Annotated in this window: 11 protein-coding genes; 4 read left to right on the top strand and 7 right to left on the bottom strand. The window is 70.8% G+C overall.

The window, feature by feature from the left end; all coding sequences use genetic code 11:
* Positions 1-643: 643 nt before the first annotated feature.
* The 7 genes from AB0F91_RS10385 to tkt form a co-directional block, all read right to left on the bottom strand.
* Positions 644-1,846 carry a histidine kinase gene (locus tag AB0F91_RS10385; RefSeq protein ID WP_360596575.1) on the bottom strand — a complete coding sequence of 401 codons (1,203 nt, stop codon included), beginning with the start codon at positions 1,844-1,846 and terminating at the stop codon, positions 644-646.
* A 448-nt stretch (positions 1,847-2,294) separates the two neighbouring features.
* Positions 2,295-3,071, bottom strand: a complete 777-nt coding sequence (pgl, locus tag AB0F91_RS10380; RefSeq protein ID WP_360596573.1) for a 6-phosphogluconolactonase — start codon at positions 3,069-3,071, stop codon at positions 2,295-2,297.
* Complete coding sequence (gene opcA, locus AB0F91_RS10375; protein WP_360596572.1) at positions 3,068-4,099, bottom strand: glucose-6-phosphate dehydrogenase assembly protein OpcA; 1,032 nt, start codon at positions 4,097-4,099, stop codon at positions 3,068-3,070. The genes pgl and opcA overlap by 4 nt, the downstream gene beginning before the upstream one ends.
* The gene (gene zwf, locus AB0F91_RS10370) at positions 4,096-5,622 is read right to left on the bottom strand and encodes a glucose-6-phosphate dehydrogenase (protein WP_360596570.1); all 1,527 of its coding nucleotides are present in this window, start codon (positions 5,620-5,622) and stop codon (positions 4,096-4,098) included. The genes opcA and zwf overlap by 4 nt, the downstream gene beginning before the upstream one ends.
* Positions 5,619-7,238 carry a glucose-6-phosphate isomerase gene (locus AB0F91_RS10365; protein WP_360596568.1) on the bottom strand — a complete coding sequence of 540 codons (1,620 nt, stop codon included), beginning with the start codon at positions 7,236-7,238 and terminating at the stop codon, positions 5,619-5,621. The genes zwf and AB0F91_RS10365 overlap by 4 nt, the downstream gene beginning before the upstream one ends.
* A 9-nt stretch (positions 7,239-7,247) precedes the next feature.
* On the bottom strand, positions 7,248-8,363 hold the full coding sequence (gene tal, locus AB0F91_RS10360) for a transaldolase (RefSeq protein ID WP_360596566.1): 1,116 nt from the start codon (positions 8,361-8,363) through the stop codon (positions 7,248-7,250).
* A gap of 26 nt (positions 8,364-8,389) precedes the next feature.
* Positions 8,390-10,492, bottom strand: coding sequence for a transketolase (tkt, locus tag AB0F91_RS10355; RefSeq protein ID WP_360596564.1), 2,103 nt, complete (start codon positions 10,490-10,492; stop codon positions 8,390-8,392).
* Positions 10,493-11,013: 521 nt separating this feature from the next.
* Between tkt and AB0F91_RS10350 the strand changes: the two genes are divergently transcribed.
* The 4 genes from AB0F91_RS10350 to AB0F91_RS10335 all read left to right on the top strand — a co-directional run bounded on the left by AB0F91_RS10350 (position 11,014) and on the right by AB0F91_RS10335 (position 15,480).
* A complete protein-coding gene (locus AB0F91_RS10350; protein WP_360596563.1) occupies positions 11,014-11,994 on the top strand; it encodes a heme o synthase in 981 nt (326 codons plus the stop codon).
* 286 nt (positions 11,995-12,280) lie between these two features.
* A complete protein-coding gene (locus AB0F91_RS10345; protein ID WP_360596561.1) occupies positions 12,281-12,517 on the top strand; it encodes a hypothetical protein in 237 nt (78 codons plus the stop codon).
* A gap of 97 nt (positions 12,518-12,614) precedes the next feature.
* Positions 12,615-14,891 carry an ATP-binding domain-containing protein gene (locus tag AB0F91_RS10340; protein WP_360596559.1) on the top strand — a complete coding sequence of 759 codons (2,277 nt, stop codon included), beginning with the start codon at positions 12,615-12,617 and terminating at the stop codon, positions 14,889-14,891.
* 10 nt (positions 14,892-14,901) lie between these two features.
* The gene (locus AB0F91_RS10335) at positions 14,902-15,480 is read left to right on the top strand and encodes an FKBP-type peptidyl-prolyl cis-trans isomerase (protein ID WP_360596557.1); all 579 of its coding nucleotides are present in this window, start codon (positions 14,902-14,904) and stop codon (positions 15,478-15,480) included.
* Positions 15,481-15,571: the final 91 nt, after the last annotated feature.

The following is a 15,571-nucleotide window of genomic DNA, read 5'->3' as shown; positions in this document are numbered from 1 at the left end:
GCGCTCGTGGCCTGGCGCAGGCGCTGATTGCGCCAGGTGCTGGTGGCGCTGGCGGTGCTCGCGGTGCTGGATGCGCTCGTGGTCTGCCCAGTGCGCTGGTTGCGCAAGGTGCTGGTGGCGGGTCCGGGCGCTTCGGGGCGCTCGGGCCTCGCTGCTTGCGGTGCGGTCGCTTTGGCGCAAGCCAGGTTTGGACCTTTTTCTCCGACAGGCCTTCGAGGCCGCGAGCGGCAGTTGTCCACACCACGCCCCTAGTTGTGGACAACTCGGCCCCCAGCAGGCTTTCGAGCAGGTGCTGTCGGGGGCGGCCGATAGACTGAACCTGGGCACGCCCCCCAGGGAGGGCGGGGTTGTCCGGCAGGACGCGGTTGTCCGGCGAGCTGTCACAAGCACCCACCCAGCAATCGGAGCTGGCGCCGCGTAGAGACTCCGCGAGAGCCCTACCCGGGCATCGCAGGACGAGGTCAGGCCGAGCTCGCGACCGAACTCGAACCCGAACGCGAACCACGCTGCGCACCGATCCACGCTGCGCGCCCAAGACGCAGCACCCTCAAGACGCGGCGAAGGGGTGGCACCCGGACGCAGCCGGATCGCGGCTCGCGCACTGGGGCCACCCCTTCGCCTACGGGGGACCGGGGTCAGAGGGTCAGCGGTCCAGGGGATACCTGGCCCGCACGCGGAAACCGCCGTCTTCGGTGTCCGAGGTTTCGAAGCTGCCGCCCAGCAATCGCGCGCGCTCGGCGAGGCCGGTGAGGCCGTGGCCGCCCGAGGGGAGGTGCTCGCCGGCGCGCTCGGCGCGTTCGTTGCGGACCTCGATGTTCAGGGCGCCGCTGCCGCCTTGGATGCGGATGGTGGCGGTGGCGCCGGGGGCGTGCTTGTGGACGTTGGTGAGGCACTCCTGCACGGTGCGGTACGCGGCGGCCGACACCTGGCTCGGCACGGTGTCCGGCAGACGCTCGACGGTCAGGTGGACCGGGACGTCGGCGGTGCGGATCAAGTGGTCCAGCTCGCCGATGCCGGGGCGCGGGCCGTCGTCCTCGGCGCCGGAGCGCAGCACGCTCACCAGCGAACGCAGTTCCTCCAGCGTGCGGGTCGAGAGCTGGCGGATGACCTGCGCGGTCTGCAGCGCGGGGCCGTCGGTGGCTTGGGCCTGCAGTGCGCCGGCCTGCATGGCGATGAGGGTGATCTGGTGGGAGACCACGTCGTGCATCTCGCGGGCCAGGCGGGCGCGTTCCTCGGCGCGCACGGCGTCGGCGTGGAAGCGGCGTTCGCGGTCGCGGCTCTTGGCCAGCTCGGCGAGCTTCGCGGAGATCTCCGCGCGGGCGCCGATCAGCAAGCCGATTGCTATGGGCATGCCCGCCACGAGCACGCCGTAGATGCCGTCGAGCACGTGCTCGCGCCAGCTGAGCTGCGCGAAGTCGTCCAGCGGCCACTGCACGAACCGGCAGGTGAAGACCAGCCCGGCGCCCACCCACGTCTGCCAGTGGATCTGGCGCTTGGTCGCGAGCGTGCCCAGCGTGATCATCGACGCCAGCTGCGCCCACCCGGCGAGGAAGCCCGGCACCGCGAGCACCACGGCGAGGAACGGGAGCTTCCGCCGAAGCACCACCGCGAGACACGCGGCCGCCGACAGGTAGATCGAGTACGGCGGAGCCTTCGGCGGGATCACCAGCCACACGTCGAGCACGGCCAGCAGCACGGCGACGGCCTCAACTCCGACCATCGTCGCGATCGGCCGGCGCAGTGAAGCGAACACACCGCTCGGGCTGAACCGCCGGACCCGATCGGCGGCCCCCGCGCCGGGGCTGCCCATCGAGATTCCTGGAATCGAGAGTCCCTCAGTGCTCATGCGGCGACCCCATTCGTCTTGTGGACTTGATGATGAGATGCGCCGGACACCCGATCGGGACGCGCGGCGAGCAACAAATGTGCGGACGCTAACGAGGAGACGTGTGACGACGGTAAGTTTCACCCGCACCTACAAATTTCGTCGTCTGATCTCCGTCACTACGGCGTTAGAGTGACTGAAGAAGCCTGACGTCACCTCGTGTCGATCACAACACCCTACGTTCACCTTACGGTGAATCCCACATACTGGTGAGCCGCTCGATGGAGTAGTAGTCACTGCTCCGTTCGGCACATGAATGATCTTCACGCTCACGGGTGGCGGGTGTCATCCGGTCGAGCGGTCCCGGGAACCCACGGTCAGGGCCGCGGAACGCCTGCGAACGGCGGCCAAGAGACAGAGGAAGGCCGCCCCGGGCGAACCCGGGGCGGCCTTCGAGAACCAACGAGCGTTACGCGGTCGGCGGCTCGTACACCTTCGTCAGCTTCCCGGCCGCGGTGCGGTCCAGGAGCCACAGCGTCCGCCGGTAGCCGCGGGCACCCGACACGGGCACCTGCACCTCCGGCGCGCCCGCGAGAGCCAGCGACACGGCCTCGGCCTTCGCCTCGCCCGCGGTCATCAGCCACACCTCACGCGCGCGGCGGATGGCCGTCAGCGTGAGCGAGACACGCGTCGGCGGCGGCTTGGGGCAGTCGCGCACCGCCACCACCGAAAGCCGCGTCTCGTGCACGGCGGGCGAGTCCGGGAACACCGAAGCGGTGTGCCCCTCCCCGCCGAGGCCGAGCAGGCAGATGTCGAACGCGGGCACGCCGCCCTCGTCCGGGCCCGCCTGCGAGGCCAGCACCTCCGCGTACGCCGCGGCCGCGACGTCCACGTCGGCACCGAACTCGCCGTCCGACGGCGCCATCACGTGCACGTGCTTCGGGTCGAGCGGCACGTGGTCCAGCAGGGCCTCGCGCGCACCCTTCTCGTTGCGCTCGTCGGAGTCGGCCGGGACGAACCGTTCGTCGCCCCAGTAGACGTCCAGGCGCGACCAGTCGATCGCGTCGCGCGCGCTCGAACGGTTGAGCTCCTCGAGCACCGCGATGCCCGTGCCGCCGCCGGTGAGCACGACCGAGGCCGAGCCCTTGGCCGCCTGCACGTCGACGATCCGGGTGACCAGCCGCGCCGCCGCGGCGGCCGCCAGGAGGTCGGCGTTCTCGTAGACGACGACCTCCGTGCGGCTCACGAACCGCTCTTTTCCGCCTTGGCCTTGCCGGCCTTCTTCGCCGGAGCCTTGGCCGCGGCCCTCGGCTTCGCGGCCGCAGAAGCAGACGAAGTCGCCTTCGCCGCGGTCGCCGGCGCGGAGATCTTGGGCAGCCCGTGCAGCGCCGCCTCGAAGACCTCGTCCGGGTCGAGCCGGCGCAGTTCCTCCACCAGGCACTCCGGGTTGCTCCGCCGCTGCAGCGCGATGCGCCGCGTCGGCTGGCCCGGCTGCGTCAGCGTGCCGACGCGGCCGTCGGGCCGGGTCAGCTCCACCGCGCCCGAACGCCGTTCGAGCTCGACGGAGATGATGCCCTGGGCGCTGGAGCTCTTGATCCGCTTCACCGGCACCTTGAGGTACTCGGCGAGCCACCCCGCCAGCAGCTCCGTGGACGGCGAGTCGGCCTCACCGGTCACGGTCGCCGCCGTGATCTTCTCGTACGGCGGCAGGTCCAGCGCCGACACGAGCTGCGCACGCCAGTGCGTCAACCGCGTCCACGCCAGGTCCGTGTCGCCCTCCACGTAGGCCTTCGCCCGCGAGGTCAGAGCCCTTATGGGGCTCTTCTCCGCGGCCGAGTCGGTGATGCGCCGCTGCGCGATCTGGCCCAGCGGGTCCTCCGCCGGGGCCTTCGGGCCCGCGCCCGGCCACCACGTGACGATCGGCGCGTCGGGCAGCAGCAGCGGTACGACCGCGCTCTGGCCCTGCGCGGCCAGTGGCCCGTAAAGGCGCAGCACGATGACCTCGCTCGCACCGGCGTCGCCGCCCACGCGGATCTGGCCGTCGATGCGGGGAGCCGCCGTGCGGACGCCCTTCGCGACCACGATCACGCGCGACGGGTGCTCCCGGCTGGCGTGGTTCGCGGCCTCGATGGCCTCCTCGAGCTTGGCGTCGTCGTCCGCCACGATGACCAGGGTCAGCACCCGGCCCAGCGCGACCTGACCGCCCTGGTCGCGGATCTCCACCAGCTTCTTGTTCAACTGCGAAGTCGTGGTGGATGGCAGGTCGATGATCACGGACGCCTCCAGTTCCGGCCCGTACGCTCCAACATCTCGTCGGCGCTCTGCGGACCCCACGTGCCCGGCGCGTACTGCTCGGGCGCGCCTTCCTTGGCCCAGTGCTCGAGGATCGGGTCGAGGATCTCCCAGGAGAGCTCGACCTCCTCGTTCACCGGGAACAGCGACGGCTCGCCCAGCAGCACGTCGAGGATGAGCCGCTCGTACGCCTCGGGGGAGGACTCGGTGAAGGCGTGGCCGTAGCCGAAGTCCATGGTGACGTCGCGGACCTCCATTGTGGTCCCGGGCACCTTCGAGCCGAACCGCATCGTGATGCCCTCGTCGGGCTGCACACGGATGACCAGCGCGTTCTGGCCCATCTCCTCGGTGGAGGTGGAGTCGAACGGCAGGTGGGGCGCGCGCTTGAACACCACGGCGATCTCCGTGACGCGCCGGCCCAGCCGCTTGCCGGTGCGCAGGTAGAACGGCACGCCCGCCCAGCGGCGGTTCTGCACCTCCAGCGTCACCGCGGCGTAGGTCTCGGTCGTGGAGTCCTTAGCGAAGCCCGCTTCCTGCAGCAGTCCCGGCACCTTCATGCCGCCCTGCCAGCCGCCGGCGTACTGCCCGCGCGCGGTGGTCTCGTCGAAGGGCCGGACCGGCATGGTCGCCGCCAGCACCTTCGCCTTCTCCGCCCGCAGCGCCTTCGGCTCGAACGACAGCGGCTCGTCCATCGCGGTCAGCGCGAGCAGCTGCAGCAGGTGGTTCTGGATGACGTCGCGCGCGGCGCCGATCCCGTCGTAGTACCCCGCGCGGCCGCCGAGGCCGATGTCCTCGGCCATGGTGATCTGCACGTGGTCGATGTAGTTGGCGTTCCAGATCGGCTCGAACATCTGGTTGGCGAAGCGCAGCGCCAGCAGGTTCTGCACCGTCTCCTTGCCGAGGTAGTGGTCGATGCGGAACACCGACTCCTCGGGGAAGACGTCGTTCACGATCCCGTTGAGCTCCTGGGCACTCTTGAGGTCGTGGCCGAACGGCTTCTCGATGACCACGCGGCGCCACGTCGTGGCGTCGGTGTCGGCGAGGCCCGAGCGGGCCAGCTGCTTGGTCACCACCGGGAACGCGCCCGGCGGGATCGAGAGGTAGAACGCCGTGTTGCCGCCGGTGCCGCGCTCGGCATCCAGGTCCTTCACCGTCTGGGCGAGGCGGTCGAAGGCGTCGTCGTCGTCGAACGTGCCCTGCACGAAGCGGATGCCCTCGGCGAGCCGGTTCCAGACCGACTCCTTGAACGGCGTCCGCGCGTGCTCGCGCACCGAGTCGTGCACCAGCTCGCCGAAGTCCTGGTGCTCCCAGTCGCGGCGCGCGAACCCGACCAGCGAGAAGCCGGCGGGCAGCAGGCCGCGGTGGGCCAGGTCGTAGATGGCGGGCATGAGCTTCTTGCGGGCCAGGTCGCCGGTGACCCCGAAGATCACCAGGCTCGACGGGCCCGCGATTCGCGGGAGGCGCTTGTCGCGCGGGTCCCGCAGCGGGTTCTGCCAGGTCGTCACTCGCCGGCCTCCTGTACGGCGCGCACGAGCTCGGCCAGCCCGGCGGCCCGGTCGGTCAGGTGCAGCCGCAGCACGGGGCGGCCGTGCTCGGCGAGGACCTGACCGTCGCCGAGAGCCTGCGCGTGCTGCAGCTGTCCCAGGGTGTAGGGGCGGTCCGGCACAGCCAGGTCCTCGGCGACCGCGCCGGTGATCTGGAGGAAGCTGCCGTTCTGGTGGCCGCCCTTGTGGTACTGCCCGGTGGAGTGCAGGAACCGCGGGCCCCAGCCGAACGTCGTCTGCACACCGGTGCGCTTGGCGATCTCGCGGCGCAGCAGCGAGGTCGACGCGTCGTCGAGCCGGTCGAGGTAGGCCTGCACCGCGAAGTAGCCGCCGTCGGCGACCGAGCCGAAGAACGCGCGCAGCACGTCCAACAGCTTTCCTTCCGTGGCAACACCTTCCGAGCCGAACACCTCGACGGAACCGTCCACAGTGGCCGGAGTCTCTTTGCCGGACAGCTTCTCCGGCTCGTCCAGCAGCGCCCGCGCGGCCTTCTTCGCGGCCTCGACGTCGGGCTGATCGAACGGGTTGATCCCGATCAGCCGGCCGGCGAGCGCGGTCGCGAACTCCCACAGCAGGAACTGCGCGCCGAGCGGGCCGGTCACCGAGATCTTCGCGGCACCTTCGGCCGCACCGACGGCGACCGGGGTCGCGTCGGACTTGGCGTCGGCGAAGCCGGGGGCATGGGGGCCCTCCACGGCCACGGGCAGCAGGCCCGTGCCCAGCTTGCCCGTCGACTCCGCGATCAGCTGCTCCGCCCAGTCGGGGAAGCCCTTGATGCCCGAGCCGGTGTCGGCGAGCACGACCTTCTCGGCGCCGCCCTCGTGGGCGGCGGTCCAGGCGGCCGCCAGCTTGATCGCCGGGTTGTCGGCCGAGTCGGTGCCCAGCACCTCGGCCACCGCGGCGGCCTGGTCCAGCAGGCGCGCGATGTCCGCGCCCGCGAGGCCGGCCGGCACGAGGCCGAACGCGGTCAGCGCCGAGTAGCGGCCGCCGACGTGAGGGTCGGCCAGGAAGGTCTTGCGGTAACCCTCCTTTTCGGACAGCTCCGAGAACGGCGAGCCCGGGTCGGTCACGACCACGATCCGCCGCGCCGCGTCGATCCCCGCGTCGGCGAACGCCTTCGCGAAGATGCGCCGGTGGCTGTCGGTCTCCACGGTGCCGCCCGACTTCGACGACACCACGATGACCGTGCGCTCGAGGTCACCCGCGAGCGCGTCGGCGACCTGGCCCGGGTCGGTGGTGTCGAGCACGGTCAGCGCCACCTCGGAGGTGGCGGTGATGACCTCCGGCGCGAGCGACGAGCCGCCCATGCCGGCGAGCACCACGCGGTCCACGCCCTCGGACTGCAGCTCCGTGCGCAGCGCTTCGATCTCACCGATCAACGGCCGCGACGACTTGTGCAGCGACGTCCACGAGAGCCGGATCGACGCCTCGGACTCGGCCTCCGGTCCCCACAGCGTCGCGTCCTGCGCGGCGAGCTTCGACGCGGCCTGGTCGGCGACGAGGCGCTCGACCAGTGGCGCCGCCTTGCCTGCCAGTTCGGCGTCGACGAGCTCGACGCCGGTTTCGTCCCCTGTCATGGTCTGGCTTCAGCCCTTCGCCTTGTTCAGCTGGCCGGTCACCGTCTCGAGCAGCTCCTGCCAGGACTTCGCGAACTTCTCGACACCCTCGGTCTCGAGGGTGCGGAACACGTCCGGCACGTCGATGCCGGCCGCGCTCAGCTTGTCGAACACGCCCTGCGCCTCGTCGCCGCGGCCGGTCACCGTGTCGCCGGTGAGCTCGGCGTGGTCGGCCACCGCGTCCATCGTCTTCTCCGGCATCGTGTTCACGACGTCGCGGACCACGAGCTGGTCGACGTAGCGGGTGTCGGAGTACGCCGGGTCCTTGACCCCGGTCGAGGCCCACAGCGGACGCTGCGCGTTGGCGCCCGCGGCGGCCAGCGCCTTCCAGCGGTCGCTCGCGAAGAGCTCTTCGAACTTGGCGTAGGCGAGCCGGGTGTTGGCGATGGCCGCCTCGCCGAGCAGCGCCTTGGCCTCGTCGGTGCCGATCTTGTTCAGGCGCTTGTCGACCTCGGTGTCCACACGGGACACGAAGAACGACGCGACCGAGTGGATGCCCTTGAGGTCGTGGCCGTTGGCCTTCGCCTGCTCCAGGCCGGCGAAGTAGGCGTCGATGACCTGCGCGTAGCGCTCGACGGAGAAGATCAGCGTCACGTTGATGCTGATGCCCTCGGCCAGCGCCGCGGTGATGGCGGGCAGGCCCTCGTCGGTGGCCGGGATCTTGACCATCAGGTTCGGCCGGTCCACGGCCTTCCACAGGTCCTTGGCCTCGGCGACGGTCTTGTCGGTGTCGCGCGCCAGGCGAGGGTCGACCTCGATGGAGACGCGGCCGTCGGTGCCGTTCGTGGCGTTGTAGACGTCGCGGAACAGGTCGGCGGCGTTGCGCACGTCGGTGGTCGTCAGCTCGCGGACGGTGCCGTCGAGGTCCGCGCCCCGCTCGGCCAGCTCCTTGACCTGCGCGTCGTAGGCCTCGCCGTGGGACAGCGCGTTGGCGAAGATCGTCGGGTTGGTCGTGACACCCACGACGTGCTTGTCGCGGATGAGCTCGGCGAGGTTGCCCGTGTTCAGTCGCTCGCGGGAGAGGTCGTCCAGCCAGATGGAGACGCCCGCCTCGGAAAGCTGCGCGAGCCGATCAGTAGTGCTCATGACTCTTTTCCGTCCCTTCAGGAAATTCAGTTCTTGGTGTTGGCGATCGAACGACGGGCGGCCTCGACGACGTGCTCCGGGGTGAACCCGAACTCCCGGAACAGTGTGGCGGCGTCGGCCGACGCGCCGAAGTGCTCGATCGAAACGTTCACCCCCGCGTCACCGGTGAAGCGGTGCCACGACTGCGCGATCCCGGCCTCGATGGAAACCCGCGCCTTGACGGTCGGCGGCAGCACCGCGTCGCGGTAGGACTGCTCCTGCGCGTCGAACCACTCGACGCACGGCATCGACACGACGCGAGTCGGCACGCCGTCGGCCTCGAGGGTCTTGCGGGCCGCGACGGCCAGCTGGACCTCGGAACCGGTCGCCATCAGCACGACCTCGGGGGTGCCGTTCGAGGCCTCTTCGAGCACGTAGCCGCCGCGCTTCACGCCTTCGGCACTGGTGCCCTCGAGCACCGGCACGTTCTGGCGGGTCAGCGCGACACCCGACGGGTGGTGGACGTCCTCCAGCACGGCTTTCCACGCGTAGGCGGTCTCGTTGGCGTCCGCCGGGCGGACGACGTTGAGGCCCGGGATCGCGCGCAGCGCGGAGAGCTGCTCGATCGGCTGGTGCGTCGGGCCGTCCTCGCCGAGGCCGATGGAGTCGTGCGTCCACACGTACAGCGTGGGCAAGCCCATCAGGGCCGCGAGCCGGACCGGCGGGCGCATGTAGTCGGAGAAGATGAGGAACGTCGCGCCGTACGGGCGGGTGCCGCCGTGCAGGGCGATGCCGTTGAGGATCGAGCCCATCGCGTGCTCGCGGATGCCGAAGTGCAGCGTGCGGCCGTACGGGTTCGCGTTCCACGCGGACGTGGTGGCCTTCGCCGGGCCGAACGAGTCGGCGCCCTTCATCGTGGTGTTGTTGCTCTCCGCCAGGTCGGCGGAGCCGCCCCACAGCTCGGGCAGCGGGTCGCGCAGCGCGTTGAGGACCTCACCGGAGGCCTTGCGGGTCGCGATGCCCTTGGGGTCCGGGTCCCAGTGCGGCAGGTTGTCGGCGAAGCCCTCGGGCAGCGTGCGGGTGGCGAGCCGGTCGGCCAGCGCCTTGCGCTCCGGGTTGGCCTCGGCCCACGCATCGTAGCGCTCCTGCCACGCGGCGTGCTCCTGCTTGCCGCGGTCCAGCGCCTTGCGGGTGTGGGAGATGACCTCGTCGTCGACCTGGAAGGTGCGCTCGACGTCGAAGCCGAGGATCTCCTTGACGGCCTTGATCTCGTCGGCGCCGAGCGCGGCACCGTGGGCCTTGCCGGTGTTCATCTTCGTGGGCGCCGGGTAGCCGATGATGGTCCGCAGCGCGATGAACGACGGGCGCCCGGTCTCCGCCTTGGCGGCCTTGATGGCCTCCTCGATCGCGCTGACGTTCTCGCCGCCCTCGACGACCTGCACGTGCCAGCCGTAGGCCTCGTAGCGCTTGACCGTGTCCTCGGACAGCGCGATGTTCGTGTCGTCCTCGATGGAGATCTTGTTGTCGTCCCAGAAGACGATGAGGTTGCCCAGCTCCTGGCGGCCCGCGATCGACGAGGCCTCGGAGGTCACACCCTCTTCGATGTCGCCGTCGGAGGCGATCGCGTAGATGTGGTGGTCGTAGATGCTCTCGCCGGGAGCGGCGTCGGGGTCGAGCAGGCCGCGCTCGCGCCGGGCGGCCATCGCCATGCCCACCGCGTTGGCCAGGCCCTGGCCCAGCGGGCCGGTCGTGGTCTCGACGCCCTTGGTGTGGCCGTACTCCGGGTGTCCCGGGGTCAGCGAGCCCCACGTGCGCAGCTGCTTGAGGTCCTCGAGATCGAGGCCGTAGCCGGCGAGGTACAGCTGGATGTACAGGGTGAGGCTGGAGTGTCCCGCCGAGAGCACGAAGCGGTCGCGGCCGCGCCAGTGCGGGTCGGCCGGGTCGTGGCGCATGGTCCGCTGGAACAGCGTGTAGGCGAGGGGGGCGAGGCTCATGGCGGTGCCCGGGTGACCGCTGCCGACCTTCTCGACGGCGTCCGCGGCGAGGACCCGGACGGTGTCGACGGCGCGGGAATCGGTCCCGGTCCAGTCGGCGGGCACGTCACGCCGGAGCAAAGGGTTGTTCTCGCTGGTAGAGGCGGTTTCGGACACTGAACTCGAACTCCCCGTCCTGAGGTTGTCGCTTGCTTTCCGTCATGGTGTAGCCGGTGCGCACTGCCAGTAATCTCAATCGATCCCGAAGGGACGATATTCCTGCTGGGAGCACTGCGCCGGAGTGCCACGCGGCCCGTCCGCGACAGCCTAGTGCTTGGGGTGTGGTCCGGGCAGCCGCGACAGCCGCGCCGTCCCTTACGGCCGGGTGATCCCGCCCGCGCGGGTCGCTTGCGGCCCGACGCTGGTCACGGACCGTGCAAAAGAGACAATCGTGGGGCCGGCCGGACCCGCCGGGACACCGCGACCGGTCCTTCCGGACACATCGTGCGCCGCCGTGGCCGTCGCGGGTGAACCCGGTGGCGTGACGCAGAAGACAGGCATGGCCTGTCGAGGACCCTCGATCACGCAGGCGGATTCACCACGTCTAACATCGAGCGCGGGCCTGGTCCGGAAGCTTCACCAGTTCCATCGCGGTCTTCCGGATCGCCGCCCGGCCCCGAACTGACCTTGGGAGTGAAATGTCGTTGGTGAACGCTGCGCACGGACGCAGTGAGAACACCAGCGCCGAACACCCGACCGGTGAACGACCGCGTGGTGCCCGGCGAACTGTCCGCCAGGTGGTCGGCGCGTACGCCGCGCTCGCGAAGCCGAGGGTGATCGAGCTCCTCCTCGTCACCACGATCCCCGCGATGTTCCTGGCCGGGCGTGAGATCCCGTCGCCGTGGCTCGTGCTCGCCACGCTCGTGGGCGGCACCATGGCGGCCGGCAGCGCCAACGCGCTCAACTGCGTGATCGACGCGGACATCGACAAGGTGATGAACCGCACCAAGAAGCGTCCGCTGGTGAAGGATTCGGTGCCGCGGCGCAACGCGCTGATCTTCGGCCTCGTGCTCGGCGTCGCTTCGTTCGCGGTCCTGTATTTCACCGTGAACCTGCTGTCGGCGATCCTCGCGATAGCGACCATCCTCTTCTACATCTTCGTCTACACCTTGGGCCTCAAGCGGCGCACGTCGCAGAACGTGGTGTGGGGCGGCGCCGCCGGCTGCATGCCGGTGGTCATCGGCTGGGCCGCCGTGTCCGGCACCGTGCAGTGGCCCGCGTTCGTCATGTTCGGCGTCATCTTCTTCTGGACGCCCCCGCACACATGGGCCCTGGGCATGAAGTACCGCGAGGACTACGAGCGCGCGGGCGTCCCGATGCTCCCGGTCGTGGCGACCCCGCAGCACGTCGCCAAGCAGATCGTCATCTACTCGTGGGTGATGGTCGCCTGGACGCTCCTGCTGCTGCCCGTCACGAGCTGGCTGTACGCCACCTTCGCGGTTCTCGCCGGCGCCTGGTTCCTCTTCTACGCCCACCGCCTCCAGGCCGCGGTCCGCCGCGGCGAAGAGACCAAGCCGATGTCGCTGTTCCACCGCTCGAACACGTATCTGATGATCGTGTTCGTCGCGCTGGCCGTGGACTCGGCGATCGGGTTGCCGACGCTCGGCTTGCCGTTCTGAGTCCGGCCGCTTTTCTGGCCGACGTCGTCGAGACGGGCACCGTGCTCGGTGCCGACGTCACCTGGCCCCCCGAGCGGGTCCTCGCGTTCTTCGGTGACGACTCCGGGGAGAACCGGCACCCGCGTCAGCTGTGGTACGACTCGGCCTCGTCGAGTTTTCCTGGGACCGCCCCTCGACGGATCGGCCGTGGCCGGGCCACCACCTCTCGGTCCAAGCCCACCGGCTCACCCACGGCGGCACCCCCGAGCCGCCGCTCTTCTAGCGGTACGGGCCGTGCTCCGGGCCGGTGGCGTTCGCCGACGTCGCCGCGGAGCTGGAGCGGCGCGGCGTTGAGCTGGTCGAGCGGCCGGGTCGCGACCCCGACATCTGTGAGCTCTGGCAGCCGAAGTCGTTCACGAGCGTGCTCGTCGTGGCGGGGTGCTATTACGGCAATCCGGACGACGTCCACAACCTGAGTTCGCCGGTATTCGTCACCGCGGCATCGCGCGAAAGTGAGCTGTTCCGCACCCTCCACGGCCGCTGATCCTCCCGAGCCGCGCTCGGGAATGGCGTAGCCTGGTTGGCCGTTGTGCTTTTCCGGCTGTCCGCCGCCTTCCCCCGATGCGAAAGCAGGATCTCACTTGTCCGTGTCCCCGGACCGGGAAGCAGACCGCGCCCTCGAGGACGGTACGCCCGAGCACGCCGCCGAGCTGGCGCGTGAGCAGGCGTATGTCACGACGCTGTACGCGAAGCTCGACGCCGAGCGGGTCGAGGCCCAGCGGCGCCTCGACACCACGCTGAGGCAGAGCGGCGGCACCCCGCAGGCGCGTACCGAACGGGACGTCGCCACGACGCTGTACTCCGACCGGCTCGCGCAGCTCGGGTCGGTGGAGCAGGGGCTGTGCTTCGGCCGGCTCGACTTCGTCCCCGAGAGCGCCGAAGAAACCACCTACATCGGCCGCCTCGGGTTGTTCGAGCAGGACGACGACTACAAGCCGCTGCTGGTGGACTGGCGGGCGCCGGTCGCGCGGCCGTTCTACCTCGCCACGGCCGCCTCGCCCGACGGCGTGCGCCGGCGGCGGCACCTGCGGTCGCTGAGCCGGAAGGTGACGGGGTTCGACGACGAGATCCTCGACCTGTCGGCCGCCGACCAGGGGCAGGACCTCGGGCTCGCGGGCGAGGCCGCGCTGCTGGCCGCGCTGGAACGGCGGCGCACGGGCGAGATGAGCGACATCGTCGCCACGATCCAGGCCGAGCAGGACCGGATCATCCGCGCGCCGCTCGGCGGGGTGATGGTCGTGCAGGGCGCGCCGGGCACGGGCAAGACCGCCGTCGCGCTGCACCGGGCCGCGTACCTGCTCTACACGCACCGCCAGCAGCTCACCACGCGCGGCGTGCTCGTGGTCGGGCCCAACAGCACGTTCCTGCGCTACATCGGCCAGGTCCTCCCGTCACTGGGCGAGACCGGCGTGCTCCTCGCCACCATCGGGCAGCTCTACCCGGGCCTCGACGCGGAGGGCGTCGAGCCACCGGAGGCCGCGGAGGTCAAGGGGCGCCTGGTGATGACCGACGTGCTCGCCAACGCGGTGCGCGACCGCCAGCGCGTGCCCGATCCCGTGATGGAGATCGAGCACGAGCGGGAGATCCTCAAGCTCGACCGCAAGACCTGCGTCGAGGCCCGCACCCGCGCGCGCCGCTCGCGCCGGCCCCACAACCTGGCGCGCCGCCTGTTCGTGTCCGACGTGCTCGACGCGCTGACCCGCCAGGCCGCCCGCAAGCTGGGGGAGGACCTGCTCGACGCGCAGGACGTGCAGGACATCCGCGCGGAGCTCGCCGCCAGCCCCGCCGTGGCCGCCGCCGTCAACGAGCTGTGGCCGAAACTGACGGCGGAAGGCCTGCTCGACGACCTGTTCGCCGAGCGCGAACACCTTGATCGCGCCGCCGGAAAGCTGCTGTCCGAAGCCGATCGCGCGCACCTGGAGAGCGGCCGCGACGCGAAGTGGACCCCCGCCGACGTGCCGCTGCTCGACGAGCTGGCCGAGCTGCTCGGCGAGGACGACAGCGAGGAGCGCGCCGAGCGTCGGCGCCGCGACCGCGTGCAGCGCGCGTACGCCGAGGGTGTGCTGCACATCCTGGAGCAGGACGAGGAGATCCAGGACGAGGAGATCCTGCGGGTGTCCGACGTCCTCGACGCCGAGCTGTTCGCCGAACGCCAGCAGGAGCGCAGCGAGCTGACCGCGGCCCAGCGCGCGGCGCAGGACCGCACGTGGACGTTCGGGCACGTGATCGTCGACGAGGCCCAGGAACTGTCCGCCATGGACTGGCGCCTGCTCATGCGCCGCTCGCCCAACCGCTCGATGACGCTCGTCGGCGACGTCGCGCAGACCGGCGCGGCCGGGGGAGCGCGCACGTGGGACGAGGTCCTCTCGCCCTACGTCGCGGACCGCTGGCGCCTCGAGCAGCTCACCGTGAACTACCGCACGCCGGCCGAGATCATGGCCGTGGCCGCGCGCGTGCTGGCCGAGCTCGACGTGGACCTCGCGGCACCGGCGTCGGTGCGTGAGACCGGGGTGGCGCCGTGGTCGAAGGAAACGAGCGACCTCGACGCCGATCTGCCGGGCCTGGTCGCGCAGGAGTTGTCCGCGGTGGACGGTGGCACCGTGGCCGTGCTCACACCCGCGGCTCGGCTCACAGCTGTGGAAGCGGTGCTGACGCCCGACGAACGCGTGAGCGTGCTCACGGTCGAGCGCGCCAAGGGCCTTGAGTTCGACGCCGTTCTGCTGGTCGCGCCGGACGAGATCGTCGCGGCCTCGCCGCGCGGGCTCAACGACCTGTACGTGGCCCTCACGCGCGCGACCCAGCGGCTCGGCGTGGTCCAGACCGGTGACGTCGTGGAGGCGCTCGCCGAGCTTGGCTAGGGTGCCGGGCATGCAGAGAATCGGCAAGATCGCCTCCGTGGGCGCCGTGGCCGTGGCCGCGGCGTTCAGCCTGTCCGCGTGTGGCGGCGACGACACCGCGGCCCAGCCGTCCGGCGCTCCGGCCGCCCCGTCGAACTCGGCCGCCGCGGCCGGCGCGCAGAGCAAGGGCCGCGAGTGCACCGCGGACGACATCAAGACCACCGGGACCTTCGGCCAGCCGCCGACGATCACCATCCCGGACGACTGCGATCCGCCGAAGAAGCTGATCACGAAGGACCTCGTCCCGGGCACCGGCAACGGCGCCACGGCGGGCCAGGAACTGTCGATGAACTACACGCTGGTCACCTGGTCGGACAAGAAGAAGCTCGACAGCTCCTTCGACCGTGGTGAGCCGTTCTCGCTGCACCTGGGCGCGGGCGAGGTCATCCCCGGCTGGGACCAGGGCCTCGTCGGCATCAAGCAGGGCGGGCGCCGGCTGCTGATCATCCCGCCCGACCTCGGCTACGGCCAGGGCGGCAACGGCATCGCGCCGAACGAGACCCTTGTCTTCGTCACCGACGCCGTCACGGTGCCGACCGACAAGAGCTGACCTCGTGCGAGACACGCGCGCCCGTCACGCCGTCGAAGCGCCCCAATGCGGCGTGGGGGGGGGGGGAACCCCCCCAACCCCCCCGGTGTTG

It is taken from the genome of Amycolatopsis sp. NPDC023774, from assembly GCF_040639695.1.
Lineage (GTDB): Bacteria > Actinomycetota > Actinomycetes > Mycobacteriales > Pseudonocardiaceae > Amycolatopsis.
The sequence above is the reverse complement of the archived record's forward strand: the minus strand, read 5'-3'. Positions and strand labels throughout refer to the sequence as shown.